Genomic DNA, 15,883 nt, shown 5'->3' with positions numbered 1-15,883 from the left:
GCGAAAAGCGTGCCCTTCACGTGCCATTGCGGAGGACGCGCGCCAGACGGGCCGGCGCCGCGTCGCAAGCGATCAGACGCCCATCAGGGCCTCGTCGTTGTCGGCCTCATCGGTCTGTCCGAACATGGCGTCGACTTCTTCTTCGGTCAGCTGCGCGTTCATCAACTCGTCATAGACGATGTCGTACTGCCCGCAATTCGGATCGGTGCCGTCATCCTCGGTGTCGTCGGTGACATTGGAGATCGTCAGATTGTCGAAGAAAACCTCTTCGTTGCTGCTGGAGATGTCCGAATACATGTAAAGCTGGACGCTGTCCGCATCCGCCAGCAGGCCGCCGTCCCAAGACAGGGTGGTGCTCTCGGCGGTGATCGCCTGACCGGTCTCGTTGCCAACCAGCGCGGTGCCTTCGCCGTTCACCGTGAAGGTGTCGAGATGCTGCCACGTGGTGCCATCGACCAGCGCCCAGACATCCAGGCTGTCACCGTAGCAGCCGCCGCTCTCGAAATACTCGGTATGCGGCGCGCGGGCATCGATGGAGATCTGGGTTTCGCCGTTGGTCTGGACCTCTTCGAACCAGATTTGGCCGTCGTCGCAACCGTCGGTCTGCAACTCGCCATCCCGGATGTCCCAGCGGGTGTAGTAATTGGCGACAAGGTCGGCATCGCTGGCGTGGTAGCCGCTGTCGAAGCCCTCTTCGGCGATCACCTCGTCGGAGGTCTCTTCGTCGACCAGCACGGTGTCGGTGATCTCGACATTGTCGACATAGATCTGCTCGTCCGAGGCGGTGAAATGCGCGCCCAAAACCAGCTGGACCGTGTCCGCATCGGCCAGTTCCCCGCCCGAATAGGTCAAGGTCTGGCTGTCTGCGCCGATGGTCTGGCCGGTCGTGTTACCAACCAGCGCGGTGCCGTCGTCATTGACCGTGAACACATCCAGCAGTTGCCAATCCGAGCCGTCGACCAGCGCCCAGACCTCGAAACTGTCGCCGTAATAGCCGCCATCCTCGAAGTTCTCGGCATGGGGCACGCGGGCGTCGAAGGACAGGGTGGTTTCGCCCTCGACCGCGACCTGATCGAAGTAGATGTAGCCGTCATTGCAGCCGTTGGCGGCAAGCTCGCCATTGCGGACCTGCCAGTGACCGCCCCAGGACACGATGTCGGACTGGTTGGCATAGGACAGGCCGTCGAAATCGTCGGCCAGCACGGTGTTGGTCTCGTAGACGGTGGTCGGATCGTCGCCGCCATTGCCCAGCCCGCCGGTCAGCGCCATGCCACCGCCATTGTCGGTGTTGATCACGGCGGTCATGCTGGTCAGGTCGAGGCTTTCGGCGGTGAGGTTCGACGCGCCGCCATCGATGTAGAAGGTCAGCGCCGCCTGATCGACATCGCCCATCGTGGTGTAGGGCACGGTGCCGAATTCGAGGCGCACGTCATGGGTGTCCTGAATCTGCGCGCCATTGTTCATCTGGTTGAGCGCGCCGGTCGAGAAGTCGAAGCCGGTGACGTTTTCGCCGTTCGAGCCGATCGCCTCGTCGAAACCGGGATAGATCGTCAGGCCGGTGGCGTCGAACCCGTCTGCAAAGGAAAAGAACAGCGCGTCGATATCGACCGCCGCCGGGTCCTCGGCAAAGACCTGAAGGACAAGATTGCCCTCATCCTCGATGATGACGACGCGGACCTGCGGGTCGCAGCCCAGAAGAAGTTCGGTGTTCAGACCAGTGCTCATAATCGTGTACCTCGGGAATTGCGGCGGGATTGGGACGTTTCGCAAAAGTTAATGACACAATTTCGCCGCGGGACGCTCTGGTTTCGCAGAAACACATCGTTTCCGCCGCATTTCGGCCCAATTCGGGCTTGACCGGCGCTGGATTGAAAACAATGCCTCAGGTTCTGAAATTGTTGTTCGGGAAACTCTACCGGGTAAGTGTCGCAATTAACCCATAATTTGGGGCCAAGCGGGGGCCGGAAACGAAGGCGCGATTCGCATTGGTATAGAAAAAGGGCGATCCGGATAGGTCCGGACCGCCCTTTTGAATTTCTGTAGCTTCGGGATCAGCGGTTTTCGATATCGACGTAGTCGCGGAAGGTTTCGCCTTGGTACAGCTGGCGCGGGCGACCGATCTTCATCTGCGGATCGGCCAGCTGTTCCTTCCACTGGCTGACCCAGCCGACGGTGCGCGACAGCGCAAAGATCGGGGTGAACATCGAGGTCGGGAAGCCCATCGCCTCGAGGATGACACCGGAATAGAAGTCGACATTCGGGAACAGCTTCTTGTCGGCGAAGTAGTCGTCGGCGAGCGCCGCCTTTTCCAGTTCCTTCGCGGTGGCGAGGATCGGGTTGTTCTCGACGCCCAGCAGGTCAAGCACTTCGTCGGCGGACTGTTTCATCACGGTCGCGCGCGGGTCGAAGTTCTTGTAGACGCGGTGGCCAAAGCCCATCAGGCGGAACGGATCGTTCTTGTCCTTGGCGCGGGCGATGAATTCGGGAATGCGATCCGGGGTGCCGATTTCCTTGAGCATTTCGAGGCAGGCTTGGTTGGCGCCACCATGCGCCGGACCCCAGAGGCAGGCAATGCCGGCGGCGATGCAGGCGAACGGGTTCGCACCCGAGCTCGAAGCCAGACGCACGGTCGAGGTCGAGGCGTTCTGTTCGTGATCCGCGTGCAGGGTAAAGATGCGGTCCATGGCGCGGGACAGGATCGGGTCGACCTTGTATTCCTCCGCCGGGACGGCAAAGCACATATGCAGGAAGTTCTCTGAATATGTCAGGTCGTTGCGCGGATAGACGAAGGGCTGACCGACCGAATACTTGTAGGCCCATGCGGCGATGGTCGGCATCTTGGCGATCAGGCGATGCGAAGCGATCTCGCGCTGGCGCTCGTCGGAGATGTCGGTCGAGTCGTGGTAGAACGCCGCCATTGCGCCGACCACGCCCACCATGATCGCCATCGGGTGCGCGTCGCGGCGGAACCCGCGGAAGAAATACTGCATCTGTTCATGCAGCATGGTGTGCCGGGTGATCGTGTTCTCGAACTCTTCGAGTTCCTCGGCCTTGGGCAGGTAGCCGTAGAGCAGCAGGAAGCAGACTTCGAGATAGTGCGACTTTTCCGCCAGCTGGTCGATCGGGTAGCCGCGGTGCAGCAGCTCGCCCTTGTCGCCATCGATGAAGGTAATGGTCGAGTCGCAGGACGCGGTGGAGGTGAAACCGGGATCATAGGTAAACACGCCCGCTTGGCCGTACAGCTTGCGGATGTCGATCACGTCGGGGCCTGCGGTCGGCGAGTGCATCGGCAGCTCGAATTCCTTGCCGTCGATCGTCAGTTTGGCGCTTTTGTCAGCCATGCTTGTCATCCCTCTTTGTCGCGTGAGGCCGGGCCGTGGTCGGCCCTGCCGGTTGAAGTCACATGGCCCCGGACGGTTCTAAGCCGTCGCCCCGGCCGCGGCGTGGGCCAGACGGGAAATGGTTTCCTCGCGGCCCAGTACCAGCATCATGTCAAAGACCGAGGGCGTCGCTGCGCGGCCCGCTAGGGCGGCGCGCATCGGTCCGGCCAGCTTGCCGAACTTGGTGCCCTGATCCTCGGCAAAGCGGTTCAAAACCGCCTCCAATTCATCTCGCGTCCAGCTAGCATTTTGCAAGTGCGGCGTCAACGATCCCAGTATACCACGGGATACCGTATCAAGGTTCTTCGCGGCCTTCTCTTCCGGCTCGATGGGCGTGTCGGTCAGGATAAAGTGAGCCTTGTCAAGCAGTTCCGGGAAGGTCTTGGCGCGTTCCTTGAGGCAATACATGCCCTCCAGCAGCATGGCGCGCTGCTCGGGGCGCAAGGTCGCACCATCCGACGCGTCAAGATAAGCCTCGATTTCTTGCAGCAACGCAGCATCCTTAGCCTGCGCGATGTGCAAACCGCACAGGTGTTCCAGTTTCTTGAAGTCCAGCCGGGCGGGCGCCTTGCCGATTCCATCAAGGTCGAACCACTCCTTTGCCTGAGAATCCGTAAAGAATTCGTCATCGCCATGGCTCCAGCCCAGCCGCGCGAGGTAGTTGCGCATGCCGGCGGCGGGGTAGCCCATGGCCTGATATTCCTCGACCCCCAACGCGCCGTGACGCTTCGACAGCTTCTTGCCATCGGGGCCGTGGATCAGCGGGATATGGGCGTAGACGGGCAGGGGCCAGCCCATCGCCGTGTAGATGCCCATCTGGCGCGCCGCGTTGTTGAGGTGGTCGTCGCCCCGGATCACATGGGTCACGCCCATGTCGTGGTCGTCGACCACCACGGCCAGCATGTAGACCGGCGTGCCGTCCGAGCGCAGCAGGATCATGTCGTCGAGCTGGTCGTTCTGGATGCGGACGGTGCCTTGCACCTGATCCTCGATCACCGTCTCACCTTCCATCGGGGTCTTCAGGCGGATGGCGTAGGGCGCATCGGGATGCGTCGCGGGGTCCGCATCGCGCCACGGGCTTTGGAACAGGGTCGAGCGTTTCTCCTCTCGGGCGGCCTCGCGGAAGGCCTCGATCTCCTCCTGCGTGGAAAAGCACTTGTAGGCCTTGCCCTCGGCCAGCATCTGCAATGCCACCTCGGCATGGCGCTCGGCGCGCGCCGCTTGGCTTATCGCCTCGCCGTCATGGTCCAGACCCAGCCAGTCGAGCCCCTTGAGGATCGCCGCCGTCGCCTCGGGGGTGGAGCGCGCGCGGTCCGTGTCCTCGATCCGCAGCAGGAACTTGCCGCCGCGTCCCCGCGCATACAGCCAGTTGAACAGCGCCGTGCGCGCGCCACCGATATGCAGGTAGCCGGTGGGGGACGGGGCGAAACGGGTCACGACGTCGGTCATCTTGGTTAACCTTTTCCTTACGGGTCTGGGGCAAAGCTTGACGCGTTCCTAACGAGCCACTGTGACCGGGGCAAGCATGGGCCTGAAGCTGACTTCGCCAGCGGCGCTGCTGCTGAGCCAGAGGGGACACCTGTTCCCTTGGACCCCGGTGTTTCTGGCACTCGGTATCGGCGCCTATTTCGAGATCCGGTGGGAGCCGGCGATCTGGCTGTTGCTGCTGATGGGCCTTGGCGGCTTGTCGGCCTTCCGCATGGTGCCCTTTGGCGCGGTGTTCGGGCCTTTGGTGGTCGCTGTCGGCTTGATCTGCCTTGGCTTCGGCTGGGCGGGGCTGCGCGCGCATTGGGTGGCCGGCCCGGTGCTGGATTTCCGCTATTACGGCGCGATCGAGGGCCGGATCGTGGATATCGACCGGTCGTCTTCGGACGCGGTGCGGCTGACGCTGGACCGCGTGGTGCTGGAGCGCATGGACCCGGCCGAGACCCCGCGCCGCGTGCGGGTGTCGCTGCATGGCCAACAGGGCTTTGCCGACCCGGAGCCCGGCGCGCTCGTGATCCTGACCGGGCATCTGGGCGCACCGGGCGGCGCGGTCGAGCCGGGGGGCTTCGATTTCCGCCGCCACGCGTGGTTTCTGGGCTTGGGCGCGGTGGGCTATACCCGCAACCCGCTTTTGCTGCTCGACCCACCGGACGAGGGGCTGTGGGTGTTCAAGGCGCGGATGTGGCTGTCTGCACGGGTGCAAAAGACACTGACCGGCGATACCGGTGCATTTGCCGCGGCGATCATGACCGGCGAGCGGTCGGGGCTGGATCAGGCCACGTTGAAGGCCCTGCGCGACACCAATCTCGCCCACCTGATCGCGATTTCCGGTCTGCATATGGGGCTGTTGGCGGGCTTCGTCTACGCGGCGCTGCGGCTGGGACTGCTGCTGATCCCCGCGACACGCCATTCAGGAGGCTTGCGGAAATGGGCGGCGGCGGGGGCGCTGCTGGCGGCTGCAGGGTATCTGGCCCTGTCGGGCGGGGCAATTGCGACGCAGCGTGCCTTCATCATGGCGGCGGTCGGACTGACGGCCCTGATGCTGGACCGGCGGGTGCTGTCGCTGCGCTCCGTCGCCATCGCGGCGGTGGTGGTGCTGACGATCCGGCCCGAGGCGCTGCTGTCGCCGGGGTTCCAGATGTCCTTTGCCGCGACCACGGCCTTGGTGGCGGTGTTCGAGCTGCTCTCGCGATCCCAGCGCCGCTTGCCGAAATGGGTCAACGCGGTGTTGGGCGTCGCGCTGTCCTCGGCGGTGGCGGGGGCGGCGACGGGGCCGGTGGGCATGGCGCATTTCAACCAGATCGCCAGCTACGGCCTGCTGGCCAATCTCGTCTCGGTGCCGGTCATGGGCCTTGTGGTGGTGCCCGCAGGGGTGCTGTCGGCGCTGCTGATGCCGTTCGGGCTGGACTGGATCGGGTTGTGGATCATGGGGCTGGGGTTGGATTGGATCCTGTGGGTCGCGCATACGGTCATGGACTGGCCCGGCGCGGTGCGGCCCGTGGTGGCGCCTGCCCCGTGGGTGCTGCCGGTGATAGCTATGGGCGGGTTGATCCTGTGCCTGTGGCGGGGGCCGGGGCGGCTGGCGGGGCTGGCTCCGCTGGCCTTTGCGCTGATGGGCTGGGCCGGGACCGAGCGCCCAGACGTGCTGATCTCGGACAGTGGCACTTTGGTCGGGCTGATGACCGACCGTGGCCGGGCCTTGTCGCGCGACAGCGGCGCGGGCTTCGTCGCCTCGACTTGGTTGGAGAATGACGGCCTGCTTGTCGATCAATCCGGCGCCGCTGAACTGTGGCCCGAACCGGTCAGGGACCGGCTGGCGTGGGCCGCGATGCCGGGCGGCGCGTTGATCCATGTGCAAGGCAAGCGCGCCGCGCGCAGCGTCGAGGGCTGTACTCCCGGCGACATCCTTGTGTCGAGCACGGATCTGGTGGTGGAGGGGGGCTGCCTGATCCTCGATCCGAAACGTCTGAAACGCACCGGTTCAGTGGCCGTCTATTTCGACGAGAGCGGGCCGCGTCTTGTCACGGACGTGGCCCAAAGCGGCAAAAGGCTTTGGCATGGCAGGCCGGAAACAGGTCCGACCCGCCTCGCCGTTGCTCAATAAGTGCGGATCAGCCCGACGAGACGCCCTTGGACGGCGACTGCCCCCTTGGGCAGGATGCGCGGTTCGTATGCGGGGTTGGCCGCCTCCAGCACGACGCTGTCACCGCGCTCGCGGAAATATTTCAGCGTGGCCTCGTAGCCTTCGACCTGCGCGACGACGATATCGCCGTCCGATGCACTCGACGTCTCGCGGATCACCACGACGTCGCCATCGTTGATCCCGGCCTCAATCATCGAGTCGCCCTTGACCTCCAGCGCGTAGTGCCGCCCACGTCCCGAAAGCATGGCGCCGGGCACGGCGATTTCCGGGGGCGAGTCGTTGATCGCCTCGATCGGCACACCGGCGGCAATCCGGCCAAGGATCGGCAGTTCGGCCACATCGGCGCGGCTGACCTGTTGGGCCGCTTGGGGCAGGCTGTCGGGGCGGTCGCCATCGATCACCTTCGGGGTGAAACCGGCGGGCTTGCCACCAAGGCTGTCGGGCAGCTTGACGATCTCGATGGCGCGGGCGCGATGCGCCAGACGGCGGATGAATCCGCGTTCCTCGAGCGCCGTGATCAGCCGGTGAATGCCCGATTTCGATTTCAGATCGAGCGCCTCCTTCATCTCGTCAAAGCTGGGTGGCACACCGTCACGCGCCACACGCTTGTTGATGAAATCCAGCAGGTCGAGTTGTTTCTTCGTCAGCATTGCCCGGGCCTCTCCGCTTTCGTTAACTTTTGTTCTACTCACGTTCCCGTTTTGTGTCAACAAAAGTCGAATTTAATCCACAGTGTGCGGAGCAGTCCCTAATGATTGGTTAACTTGTGGTTAGAGCGGTAAATATTCGACGATTTCACCCGCTCTGCGCGCATCGTCGCCAGCCGGGCGCACCAATAGCGCGTTTGCGGCCCCCAGAACGCTCAGCAGGCTCGAATCCTGCCGTTCAAAGCTGGTCAGCCCTGACTCGTCCAATTGCGCGCGCATGTAATGCTCGCGCGGTCCGTTCCCGGCGACCGGGGCAGCCAGTGGTGCGGTGCGTCGTGGCGCGGGCGCGGCGCCCAACCCCATCATCGCCCGGATCACCGGCGCGACGAAGACATGGCCGCAGACCATGGCCGAGACCGGATTGCCGGGCAGGCCGATCATCATCGCCTTGTTCAGACGCCCGGACATGAGAGGCTTGCCGGGGCGCATCGCCACCTTGTGGAACGCCCGCTCCATGCCCAGGTCCGCCGCCACCGGCGCGACAAGGTCGTGATCCCCGACCGAGGCCCCGCCGATGGTGATCGCCAGATCCGCGTCGCCGATCAGGGAAAACGCGGTCTTCAAGGAGGCGGCATTGTCCCGCGCGATCGGCAGCAGGCGCGGCTCGGCGCCCAGATTTTGCAGCAAGGCATACAAGCCGAAAGTGTTGGAGGCGATGATCTGGTCGGGGCCGGGCGTCTCGCCGGGCATCACCAACTCGTCGCCGGTCGAGATCAAGGCCACCTTGGGCCGCCGCGCCACGGGCACCCGCGCGATGTTCATGCTGGCCATCAGCGCGATGTCGTTGGGGCCGAGCCGGCGCGGCGCGGAGATTTCCGTGCCGGTGACGAAATCCGTCCCGGCGGGGCGGATATTGGTGCCGCCTTCGGCCTCATTCACCGTGATCGTGTCGCCGGTGCGGGTCACGTCTTCCTGTATGACGACTCGCGTCGCCCCCTCGGGCACTGGCGCGCCGGTAAAGATGCGCACGGCCTGTCCGGCACCAACCATGCCGTCGAACCGATGCCCGGCCGCGCTTTCGCCGATGACTGTCAGGGTCTCGCCCGGAGTTGCCGCGTGCACGGCGTACCCATCCATGGCCGAGGCCGGAAAGGGCGGCTGGTCGCGCCGCGCGGTGACGGTCTGCGTCAACCAGCGGCCGTTGGCCTGCAGCAGCGGCACCTCTTCGGTGCCAAGCGGTTGGGCCAGCGCGAACAGGCGGTCGAGCGCGTCGCTGACGGTGATCATGCCTCGTAGCGCCCCGACTTGCCGCCATCCTTGAGGATCACCCGGATGCCGCCAATTTCCATCGCCTTGTCGACCGCCTTGACCATGTCATAGACGGTCAGCGCGCAGGTCGAGACCGCTGTCAGCGCCTCCATCTCGACGCCGGTCTGGCCGGTGGTCTTGACGGTGGCGGTGATGCGCAGGCCGGGCAGGTCGGGATCCTGTGTCAGATCGACGGTGACCTTGGTGACGGGCAGGGGGTGGCATAGCGGGATCAGCTCGGGCGTCTTTTTTGCGCCCATGATGCCCGCCAGCCGCGCGACGCCGATCACGTCGCCCTTCTTGGCGCGGCCTTCGGTGATCAGGGCAAAGGTCTCGGGCGCCATCTTCACATAGCCCTCGGCGGTGGCGATGCGCGAGGTCACGGCCTTGTCCGAGACATCGACCATATGGGCGTTGCCGTGGGCGTCGAAATGGGTCAGGTCGCTCATGCGGGCACCGGGTTTTTCAGCAAGGTTTCGGTCGCTTCGCGCACGTTTTCCTGCCGCATGAGGCTTTCGCCGATCAAAAACGCGCGTGCGCCATGGGCGGCCATGTCGGCCAGATCGGATGGCGTGTTCAGCCCCGACTCCGAGATCAGGAAGCGCCCCTCGGGGATACCCTTCGACAGCTCGCGCGTGGTGTCGAGCGTGGTTTCGAAGGTCTTGAGGTTGCGGTTGTTCACACCGATCAGCGGGCTTTTCAGCGCCAGCGCGCGGTCGAGTTCGGCGCGGTCATGCACCTCGATCAGCGCGTCCATGCCCCAGTGATAGGCCGCGTCTTCCAGTTCCGCTGCCTGCGCGTCGGACACGGAGGCCATGATGATCAGGATGCAATCGGCGTGCAGCGCGCGCGCCTCGGCCACCTGATAGGTGTCATACATGAAGTCTTTGCGCAGCGCGGGCATGTTGGTGGCTTGGCGCGCGGCGGTCAGAAAGGGTTTCGCGCCCTGAAAGCTGGGGGTGTCGGTCAGCACCGACAGGCAGGTCGCACCGCCGTCCTCATAGGCCTTGGCCAGCGTTGCGGGGTCGAAGTCGGCGCGGATCAACCCCTTGGAGGGCGAGGCTTTCTTGACCTCGGAGATCAGCCCGTAGCCGGTCTTGGCCGCGTCGAACAGCGCCTGCGCAAAGGGGCGGATGGCGGGGGCCTCGCGCGCTTCGGCCTCGATGGTGCTGAGCGGTTTGGCGGCCTTGTCGGCGGCGACTTCCTCCAGCTTGTAGGCCTTGATCTTGTCGAGGATCGTGGTGGTCATGGGGCCTCCGGCGTGGTCCAGTTGATCGGCGTGTCGCCCCTTGCTTTAAGCCAGTCGTTGATGCGGGAAAAGGGGCGGGAGCCGAAAAAGCCCTTGCGCGCCGACAGGGGCGAGGGATGGGCCGAGCGCAGGATCAGGTGGTCGGGATGGGTCAGATGCTTGGCAAAGCCCTGCGCGTGGTTGCCCCACAGGACAAAGGCGCGGGGGCTGTCATCGAGTTTCGTCAGCACCTGTTCGGTCAGGGTGGACCATCCGAGTTTCGCATGCGCGCCCGCCTGTCCCGGCAGGACGGTCAGCGCGGTGTTGAGCAAAAGAACTCCCTGATTGGCCCAGAAATGCAGGTCGCCATCGGGGGGACAGGCCCCAAGGTCGTCCTGAAGTTCCTTGTATATGTTGGTCAGCGAGCGCGGCAGGGGCCTGACATCGGGTTCCACCGAAAACGCGAGGCCATGGGCATGGCCGGGTTTGGGGTAGGGATCCTGCCCGAGGATCACAACACGGGTCGTTTCCGGCGGGCACGCTGACAAAGCGGCAAAGACCTGATGGGCAGGTGGCAGATGATTTTGGGCGTTTTGCGCAAGATGCGCTTCGATGGCGGGCAGTTCCTGCACGAAAAAGGGCAGTTCCTGCCAAGTCGCTGGGGGTGTCAGGTATGGCATGTCTTGGGCGGCGTCCCCTGTGGTCGAAGCGACGGTATTTGAGCGACGAATGCGGGCGTTTTGTGCATGATTACCGCCTGACGCGGGCATTTGAAGCATGAAAACCGGCGTTTTGCGCATGATGCCACTGGCAGGCCCTTGTGTTCAGATCGCTTCATCCATCAGCGGGGCAGTCAAGGCACGAAATCAGGCGTTTCATGCATGATTGCGCCAAACGGCGGCGCTCCCGACCGTTCAATGCCAGACAGGTCGGGCGCGCAGGAACGTCTTGCAGTCGGTATCAGCCCTTCGGACGGGTCGCTTTTGCCAAGGCCTCGACTTTGGCCAGCGCCGCCCCGCTGTCGATGCTTTCACGCCCCATGGCCACACCCTCGCGAAGGTCACCAGCCTTGCCCGCGATGGTCAAAGCGGCGGCGGTGTTCAGCAGCACCGCATCGCGATAGGCCGACGCCTCGCCCGCCAGAAGCGCGCGGAACGCCGCGCCGTTCTGCTCGGGCGTGCCGCCGACGATGGCTTCGAACGGGTGAACCGGCAGGCCCGCATCCTCGGGGTGCAGCTCGACATCGCGGATCGCGCCATCCTCCTCCAGCGCCGCAACCCAACTGACACCCGTGATCGTCAACTCATCGGTGCCGTCCGAGCCGTGGACCAGCCACGCGCGCTCGGACCCCAACTGGCCCAAGGTTTCGGCCATGGGCCGGATCAGGTCGCGGGTGAAGGCACCGGTCAGTTGCCGCCGCACCCCGGCCGGATTGGTCAAGGGACCGAGAATGTTGAAGATCGTGCGCGTGCCCAATTCGGCCCGAACAGGGCCAACATGCGCCATGGCGGGGTGGTGCATCGGCGCCATCATGAAGCAGATGCCGACCTCTGCCAGCGCCTTTTCCACCACATCCGGCCCGACCATCACGTCGATGCCCATCTGACCAAGCGCATCCGCCGCGCCGGATTTCGAGCTGAGATTGCGATTGCCATGCTTGGCCACCGGCACGCCAGCCCCCGCCACGACAAAGGCCGTCGCGGTCGAGATGTTCAGCGTGCCCTTGCCGTCGCCGCCCGTCCCGACGATATCCATGGCGCCACTGGGGGCCGCGACCTTGTTGCACTTGGCGCGCATCACGCTGGCGGCGGCGGAATACTCATCCACCGTCTCGCCCCGGGTGCGCATCGCCATCAACAACCCGCCGATCTGCGCGGGCGTCGCCGCCCCTTCGAACAGCGCGGTAAAGGCGGTCTCGGCCTCGGCGCGGGACAGGGGGCGGTCTGCGGCTTGGCCGATCAGCGGCTTCAGGTCGTCACTCATGCGGGGATTTTCACCTCGTTCAGGAAGTTTTGCAGCATGTCATGCCCGTGTTCCGAGGCGATGCTTTCGGGGTGGAACTGCACCCCATGAATGGGCAGCGTGCGATGCGACAGGCCCATGATCGTGCCGTCGGGCAGGGTGGCAGTGACGTCGAGGCATTCGGGCAGATCGTCGCGCTGCACCACCAGACTGTGATAGCGGGTCATCTGCAGGGGCGAGGGCAAGCCCTTGAAAACGCCACCATCCTTATGGTGGATTTCGCCCATCTTGCCATGCACGATCTCGGAATGGCGCACCACGGTGCCGCCAAAGGCCTGCCCGATGGTCTGGTGGCCAAGGCAGACGCCCAGCAGCGGAATGCCGGTCTCGGCGGCGGCCTCGACCATGGCGAGGCAAATGCCCGATTGCGACGGCGTGCCCGGCCCGGGCGACAGCACGATCCCCGACGGGTTCATCGCCATGGCATCCTGCACCGTCAGCGCGTCGTTGCGGCGGACAACCGCCTCGGCCCCCAAATCCCCGAGAAAGTGCACGAGATTGTAGGTAAAGCTGTCATAATTGTCGATCAGGAGAAGCATGGGCGGTCCCGTTGTCTTGGGGCTGGCACGAGGGCCAAAACTCGCGGTATACATGCGCAGGCGGGCGGCATGGCGTCAAGGCCCGCCGGGGAGAACACGCCGCCCGAGGCCCGGGTACACGGGGCCGGGCCGGCAAAGGTCAAAGGGGCAGGCGCGATGGCACGCGGATTTCTGACAGGCGTAATCTGGGGTACGGTCGTGGCCGGAATCGGGGCCGGGACCTTGTCGCAACTGAGCGAGATGCCGGTGCAGGCGGTGGCACCGTCCGAGACCGCGCCCTATCCTGCGCCCACGGGCGAACGGCCCGAAGCCGCAGCGCCAGCGCCACAGGACCCGGCAAAGCCGGGCCGTCTGCCTGCCCCCGAAGTCGCCGTCGACGCGCCCGAGGGCGAGCCCGAAGCGCCGCCCGTGCCGCCCCGCCCGGTGGAAAGCGGAGTCGACACCGCCCCGCCCAAGGCGCCGGAAATCGGTGCGGCGCCGGATGCCCCCGAGGGTGCAGCGCCCGCGGACGAGGGCGCAGGGATTGCCGTGGCCACGGATGCGCCGGTCTTGCCGGTCGATCAGGGGCAGGCGCCCGACGCCCCCGAACCGGAAGCCGAACCCGATATCTCCTTGGACCCGGCCCAGCCGCCGCTGCCGCCGGTGCCGGATGGGGACAGCGCGCTCGCCCCTGAAATCGCGCCCGAGGGGGTCGAACCTGCGGAGCAGCCCGAGATCGCGCCAGCCGAGCCGGACCGCGTGGCCGAAGCCGATGCCGAACCAGAGCCCGAACCCAACGCCGAGCCCGAACCCGAACCCCGGGTAACGGTCAGACCCGGCGTTACCGAACCGGAGGACGCACCGGCAGAGGACGGCGTGCGTATCGGTCGTCCAGCAGGGTCCTTGCTGGATCGCACGCCCGCCGTTCCCGAGGGCCGCTTGCCGCGCATCGGGGCCGAAGAACCGGACGCGGAGCCCGTCGCCGAGCCGACCCCGGACAGCCCGCTCTTGCGCTTTGCCGCGCCGGTCGAGGTGGCCGCCGATGTCCCGCGCATGGCGATCGTGTTGGTCGATGACGGCACGCAGGTCATGGGTCCGGATGCGTTCGATGCCTTCCCGTTCCCGGTCAGCTTTGCCATCACGCCGGATCATCCCGATCCTGCGGGCGCGCAGGCGGCCTATCGTGACATGGGCTTCGAAGTGCTGGCCATGGCCAGCCTGCCAGCCGGGGCGCGTCCTTCGGATGTCGAGGTCACCTTGTCCGGAACGCTGGCACAGCTGTCCGAGGCGGTCGCGGTGATCGAAGACCCGGAGGCCAGCCTGCAACCCAGCAAGGAGGTCTCTGACCAAGTGACGTCCGTTCTCTCCGAAAGCGGACATGGCGTGGTCATGATGCCGAAAGGTCTGAACACGGCGCAAAAGCTGGCGCTGAAGGCCGGCGTACCCTCGGCGACCTTGTTCCGGGACCTCGATTCCGAAGGGCAGGACAGCACCGTCATCCGTCGCACGCTGGATCAGGCGGCGTTTCGTGCGCGTCAGGAAGGGGCTGTGATCATGTTGGGGCGGCTGCGGCCCGACACGATCTCGGCGCTGTTGCTTTGGGGATTGCAGGACCGCAGCGGGGCGATTGCGCTGGTCCCGGTTTCCACTGTCCTGATCGAGTCCGCAGGGCAATAGCGGGTAGGATGGGTCTCGACCCATCCTCCCTCAGATCAACGGTCTGCCCAGTGCGACAGGGTGGTCGCGAGATCGCCGTAGCCGGTCATCCGACGTTCGAAGCGCAGCCCCAACCGCGCCGCCTGCGCCTCTGCCTTGGCGGTCAGTTCGGGGTCGTCGGTCTGCGCGAGATAGACCAACGTCTCATAATGTCCGAAATACATGTCGCGCAGTTGCGGGTGCCGGTCGAGACCGAGCGGCTTCCACACGAAGGCATCGAATTGCCGGACAAGGAAATCCGTCAGGTAGAAGGCGGTGATTTCGTCCCGTGCGGCGAATCGGTCGATCCCGTCGAAGAATGCATAACAATGCGGACCCGGCACCAGCGCGACACCCATCTCGGCGCAGGCTGCCTCCAGCAGGCCGCCAGTGCCGCAATCGGCGTAAACCACGCAAATCCGCGCGTAGTCGTCGCGATGCTTGTCCACGGCGGTTCGCACCGCGTCGGTGATCTTTTCCGGATGGTTGTGCAGGATCGCGGGCAGGCAGGTCAGGTCGAGGTGGTCCCACCCGTTGCGATCGCGCAGCGCAAGGATTTCCCGCGCCAGCGCGCCGCAGGCGATCAGCAGAACACGGCCTTCGCCACGCGGGGCAAGTCCGTCGCGCGTCAGCGTTACATCATCGGGCAGGGGGGCTGCGTCAGGTTCGGTGGTCATCGTAAGGTACGTGCGCAAGCGCCCATCGGGCAACCAGCACAGCCAGAAGGAGAACCGGAAGCATGGTCAGCAAACCCCACGATGCGACGGCCCAGACGGTCAGCGCCGCTGCGGCGATCACGAGAAAGACAAGCATGGCAAAGGATGTGACGGGCATTCGGACCTCCTATACCTCTTATATGTGGCAAATGGGTGAAAAGAAAAAGGCTGGATTGGAGATTTTCGCGGATATCCGCTGCTCAACCCAGACGGACGGCGGTTCCATAGGCGACGATCTCGGACGCGCCCTTGGCAATGGCCGAAGTCTGGATCCGCATGCCGACGATGGCGTCGGCGCCCATCTTCTCGGCCTCGGCGATCATCCGGTCGATGGCCTGTTCCCGCGCACCCGCCATCAAGGACGAATAGCCGGACAATTCGCCGCCGACGATGGATTTCAGCGCGGCCACGATGTCGGTGCCGACATGCTTGGACCGCACGGTCGCGCCGCGGACCAGCCCAAGCGACAGGGTCACGGTGTGGCCCGCAAGCGTATCCGTGGTGGCGATCAGCATCAGTGTTTCATCCCGTCATAGTGGTCGTCTTCGGCATTGCCGACGCGTTCGGCGATCACCCGGTAGATCACGTATCCCACCAGCGCCGCGGGAAACAGGGCAAGCCACGCAAAAGGCACCGCAAAGGCCGCCAGTACGAGCATGCTCAACCACGTCGTGACCGCGAACCCGGCGAGGACGCAGACGGTGATCAATACAAGTGTATCAAGTTTCATGCGGTGCTCCC

16 protein-coding genes are annotated in these 15,883 nt (G+C 65.0%); 2 read left to right on the top strand and 14 right to left on the bottom strand.

Going from position 1 to position 15,883, the window contains the following annotated elements:
- Positions 1–72 precede the first annotated feature (72 nt).
- From D8Z78_RS01445 to gltX, 3 genes are all read right to left on the bottom strand, one after another.
- Positions 73–1,725, bottom strand: coding sequence for a hypothetical protein (locus D8Z78_RS01445; RefSeq protein ID WP_121631512.1), 1,653 nt, complete (start codon positions 1,723–1,725; stop codon positions 73–75).
- 326 nt (positions 1,726–2,051) lie between these two features.
- Positions 2,052–3,341 carry a citrate synthase gene (gltA, locus tag D8Z78_RS01440; RefSeq protein WP_121631513.1) on the bottom strand — a complete coding sequence of 430 codons (1,290 nt, stop codon included), beginning with the start codon at positions 3,339–3,341 and terminating at the stop codon, positions 2,052–2,054.
- A gap of 78 nt (positions 3,342–3,419) precedes the next feature.
- Positions 3,420–4,829, bottom strand: coding sequence for a glutamate--tRNA ligase (gene gltX / locus D8Z78_RS01435; protein ID WP_121631514.1), 1,410 nt, complete (start codon positions 4,827–4,829; stop codon positions 3,420–3,422).
- Between the two features lie 76 nt (positions 4,830–4,905).
- Here gltX and D8Z78_RS01430 point away from each other — a divergent pair, with 76 nt between their 5' ends.
- The gene (locus tag D8Z78_RS01430; RefSeq protein WP_121631515.1) at positions 4,906–6,969 is read left to right on the top strand and encodes a ComEC/Rec2 family competence protein; all 2,064 of its coding nucleotides are present in this window, start codon (positions 4,906–4,908) and stop codon (positions 6,967–6,969) included.
- Here the strand turns inward: D8Z78_RS01430 and lexA are convergent.
- The 7 genes from lexA to D8Z78_RS01395 all read right to left on the bottom strand — a co-directional run bounded on the left by lexA (position 6,963) and on the right by D8Z78_RS01395 (position 12,752).
- Positions 6,963–7,658, bottom strand: coding sequence for a transcriptional repressor LexA (gene lexA, locus D8Z78_RS01425; protein WP_121631516.1), 696 nt, complete (start codon positions 7,656–7,658; stop codon positions 6,963–6,965). The genes D8Z78_RS01430 and lexA overlap by 7 nt on opposite strands.
- 120 nt (positions 7,659–7,778) lie before the next feature.
- Entirely contained in the window at positions 7,779–8,942 is a 1,164-nt protein-coding gene (locus D8Z78_RS01420) for a molybdopterin molybdotransferase MoeA (protein ID WP_121631517.1), read from the bottom strand.
- A complete protein-coding gene (gene moaC / locus D8Z78_RS01415) occupies positions 8,939–9,412 on the bottom strand; it encodes a cyclic pyranopterin monophosphate synthase MoaC (RefSeq protein WP_121631518.1) in 474 nt (157 codons plus the stop codon). The genes D8Z78_RS01420 and moaC overlap by 4 nt, the downstream gene beginning before the upstream one ends.
- Positions 9,409–10,212: an indole-3-glycerol phosphate synthase TrpC gene (gene trpC / locus D8Z78_RS01410; RefSeq protein ID WP_121631519.1), complete on the bottom strand. Its 804-nt coding sequence runs from the start codon at positions 10,210–10,212 to the stop codon at positions 9,409–9,411. Before trpC ends, moaC begins: the two co-directional genes overlap by 4 nt.
- Positions 10,209–10,871 (bottom strand): uracil-DNA glycosylase, encoded by a 663-nt coding sequence (locus D8Z78_RS01405; protein WP_121631520.1) that lies wholly within the window; start codon positions 10,869–10,871, stop codon positions 10,209–10,211. Before D8Z78_RS01405 ends, trpC begins: the two co-directional genes overlap by 4 nt.
- Positions 10,872–11,151: 280 nt before the next feature.
- A complete protein-coding gene (trpD, locus tag D8Z78_RS01400) occupies positions 11,152–12,174 on the bottom strand; it encodes an anthranilate phosphoribosyltransferase (protein ID WP_121631521.1) in 1,023 nt (340 codons plus the stop codon).
- Entirely contained in the window at positions 12,171–12,752 is a 582-nt protein-coding gene (locus D8Z78_RS01395; protein WP_121631522.1) for an anthranilate synthase component II, read from the bottom strand. The genes trpD and D8Z78_RS01395 overlap by 4 nt, the downstream gene beginning before the upstream one ends.
- Before the next feature lie 156 nt (positions 12,753–12,908).
- Between D8Z78_RS01395 and D8Z78_RS01390 the strand changes: the two genes are divergently transcribed.
- On the top strand, positions 12,909–14,408 hold the full coding sequence (locus D8Z78_RS01390; RefSeq protein ID WP_164932856.1) for a divergent polysaccharide deacetylase family protein: 1,500 nt from the start codon (positions 12,909–12,911) through the stop codon (positions 14,406–14,408).
- A gap of 35 nt (positions 14,409–14,443) precedes the next feature.
- Here the strand turns inward: D8Z78_RS01390 and D8Z78_RS01385 are convergent, their stop codons facing one another.
- The 4 genes from D8Z78_RS01385 to D8Z78_RS01375 form a co-directional block, all read right to left on the bottom strand.
- Positions 14,444–15,103 (bottom strand): DUF1638 domain-containing protein, encoded by a 660-nt coding sequence (locus tag D8Z78_RS01385; protein WP_121631524.1) that lies wholly within the window; start codon positions 15,101–15,103, stop codon positions 14,444–14,446.
- A complete protein-coding gene (locus tag D8Z78_RS24470) occupies positions 15,087–15,260 on the bottom strand; it encodes a hypothetical protein (RefSeq protein WP_164932855.1) in 174 nt (57 codons plus the stop codon). The genes D8Z78_RS01385 and D8Z78_RS24470 overlap by 17 nt, the downstream gene beginning before the upstream one ends.
- 82 nt (positions 15,261–15,342) lie before the next feature.
- Positions 15,343–15,657, bottom strand: coding sequence for a YbjQ family protein (locus D8Z78_RS01380; protein WP_121631525.1), 315 nt, complete (start codon positions 15,655–15,657; stop codon positions 15,343–15,345).
- Entirely contained in the window at positions 15,657–15,872 is a 216-nt protein-coding gene (locus D8Z78_RS01375) for a hypothetical protein (protein ID WP_121631526.1), read from the bottom strand. The genes D8Z78_RS01380 and D8Z78_RS01375 overlap by 1 nt, the downstream gene beginning before the upstream one ends.
- Positions 15,873–15,883 lie beyond the last annotated feature (11 nt).

This window comes from Tropicibacter alexandrii (genome assembly GCF_003667315.2).
In the GTDB taxonomy this organism is placed as follows: Bacteria; Pseudomonadota; Alphaproteobacteria; order Rhodobacterales; family Rhodobacteraceae; genus Tropicibacter; species Tropicibacter alexandrii.
The sequence above is the reverse complement of the archived record's forward strand: the minus strand, read 5'-3'. Positions and strand labels throughout refer to the sequence as shown.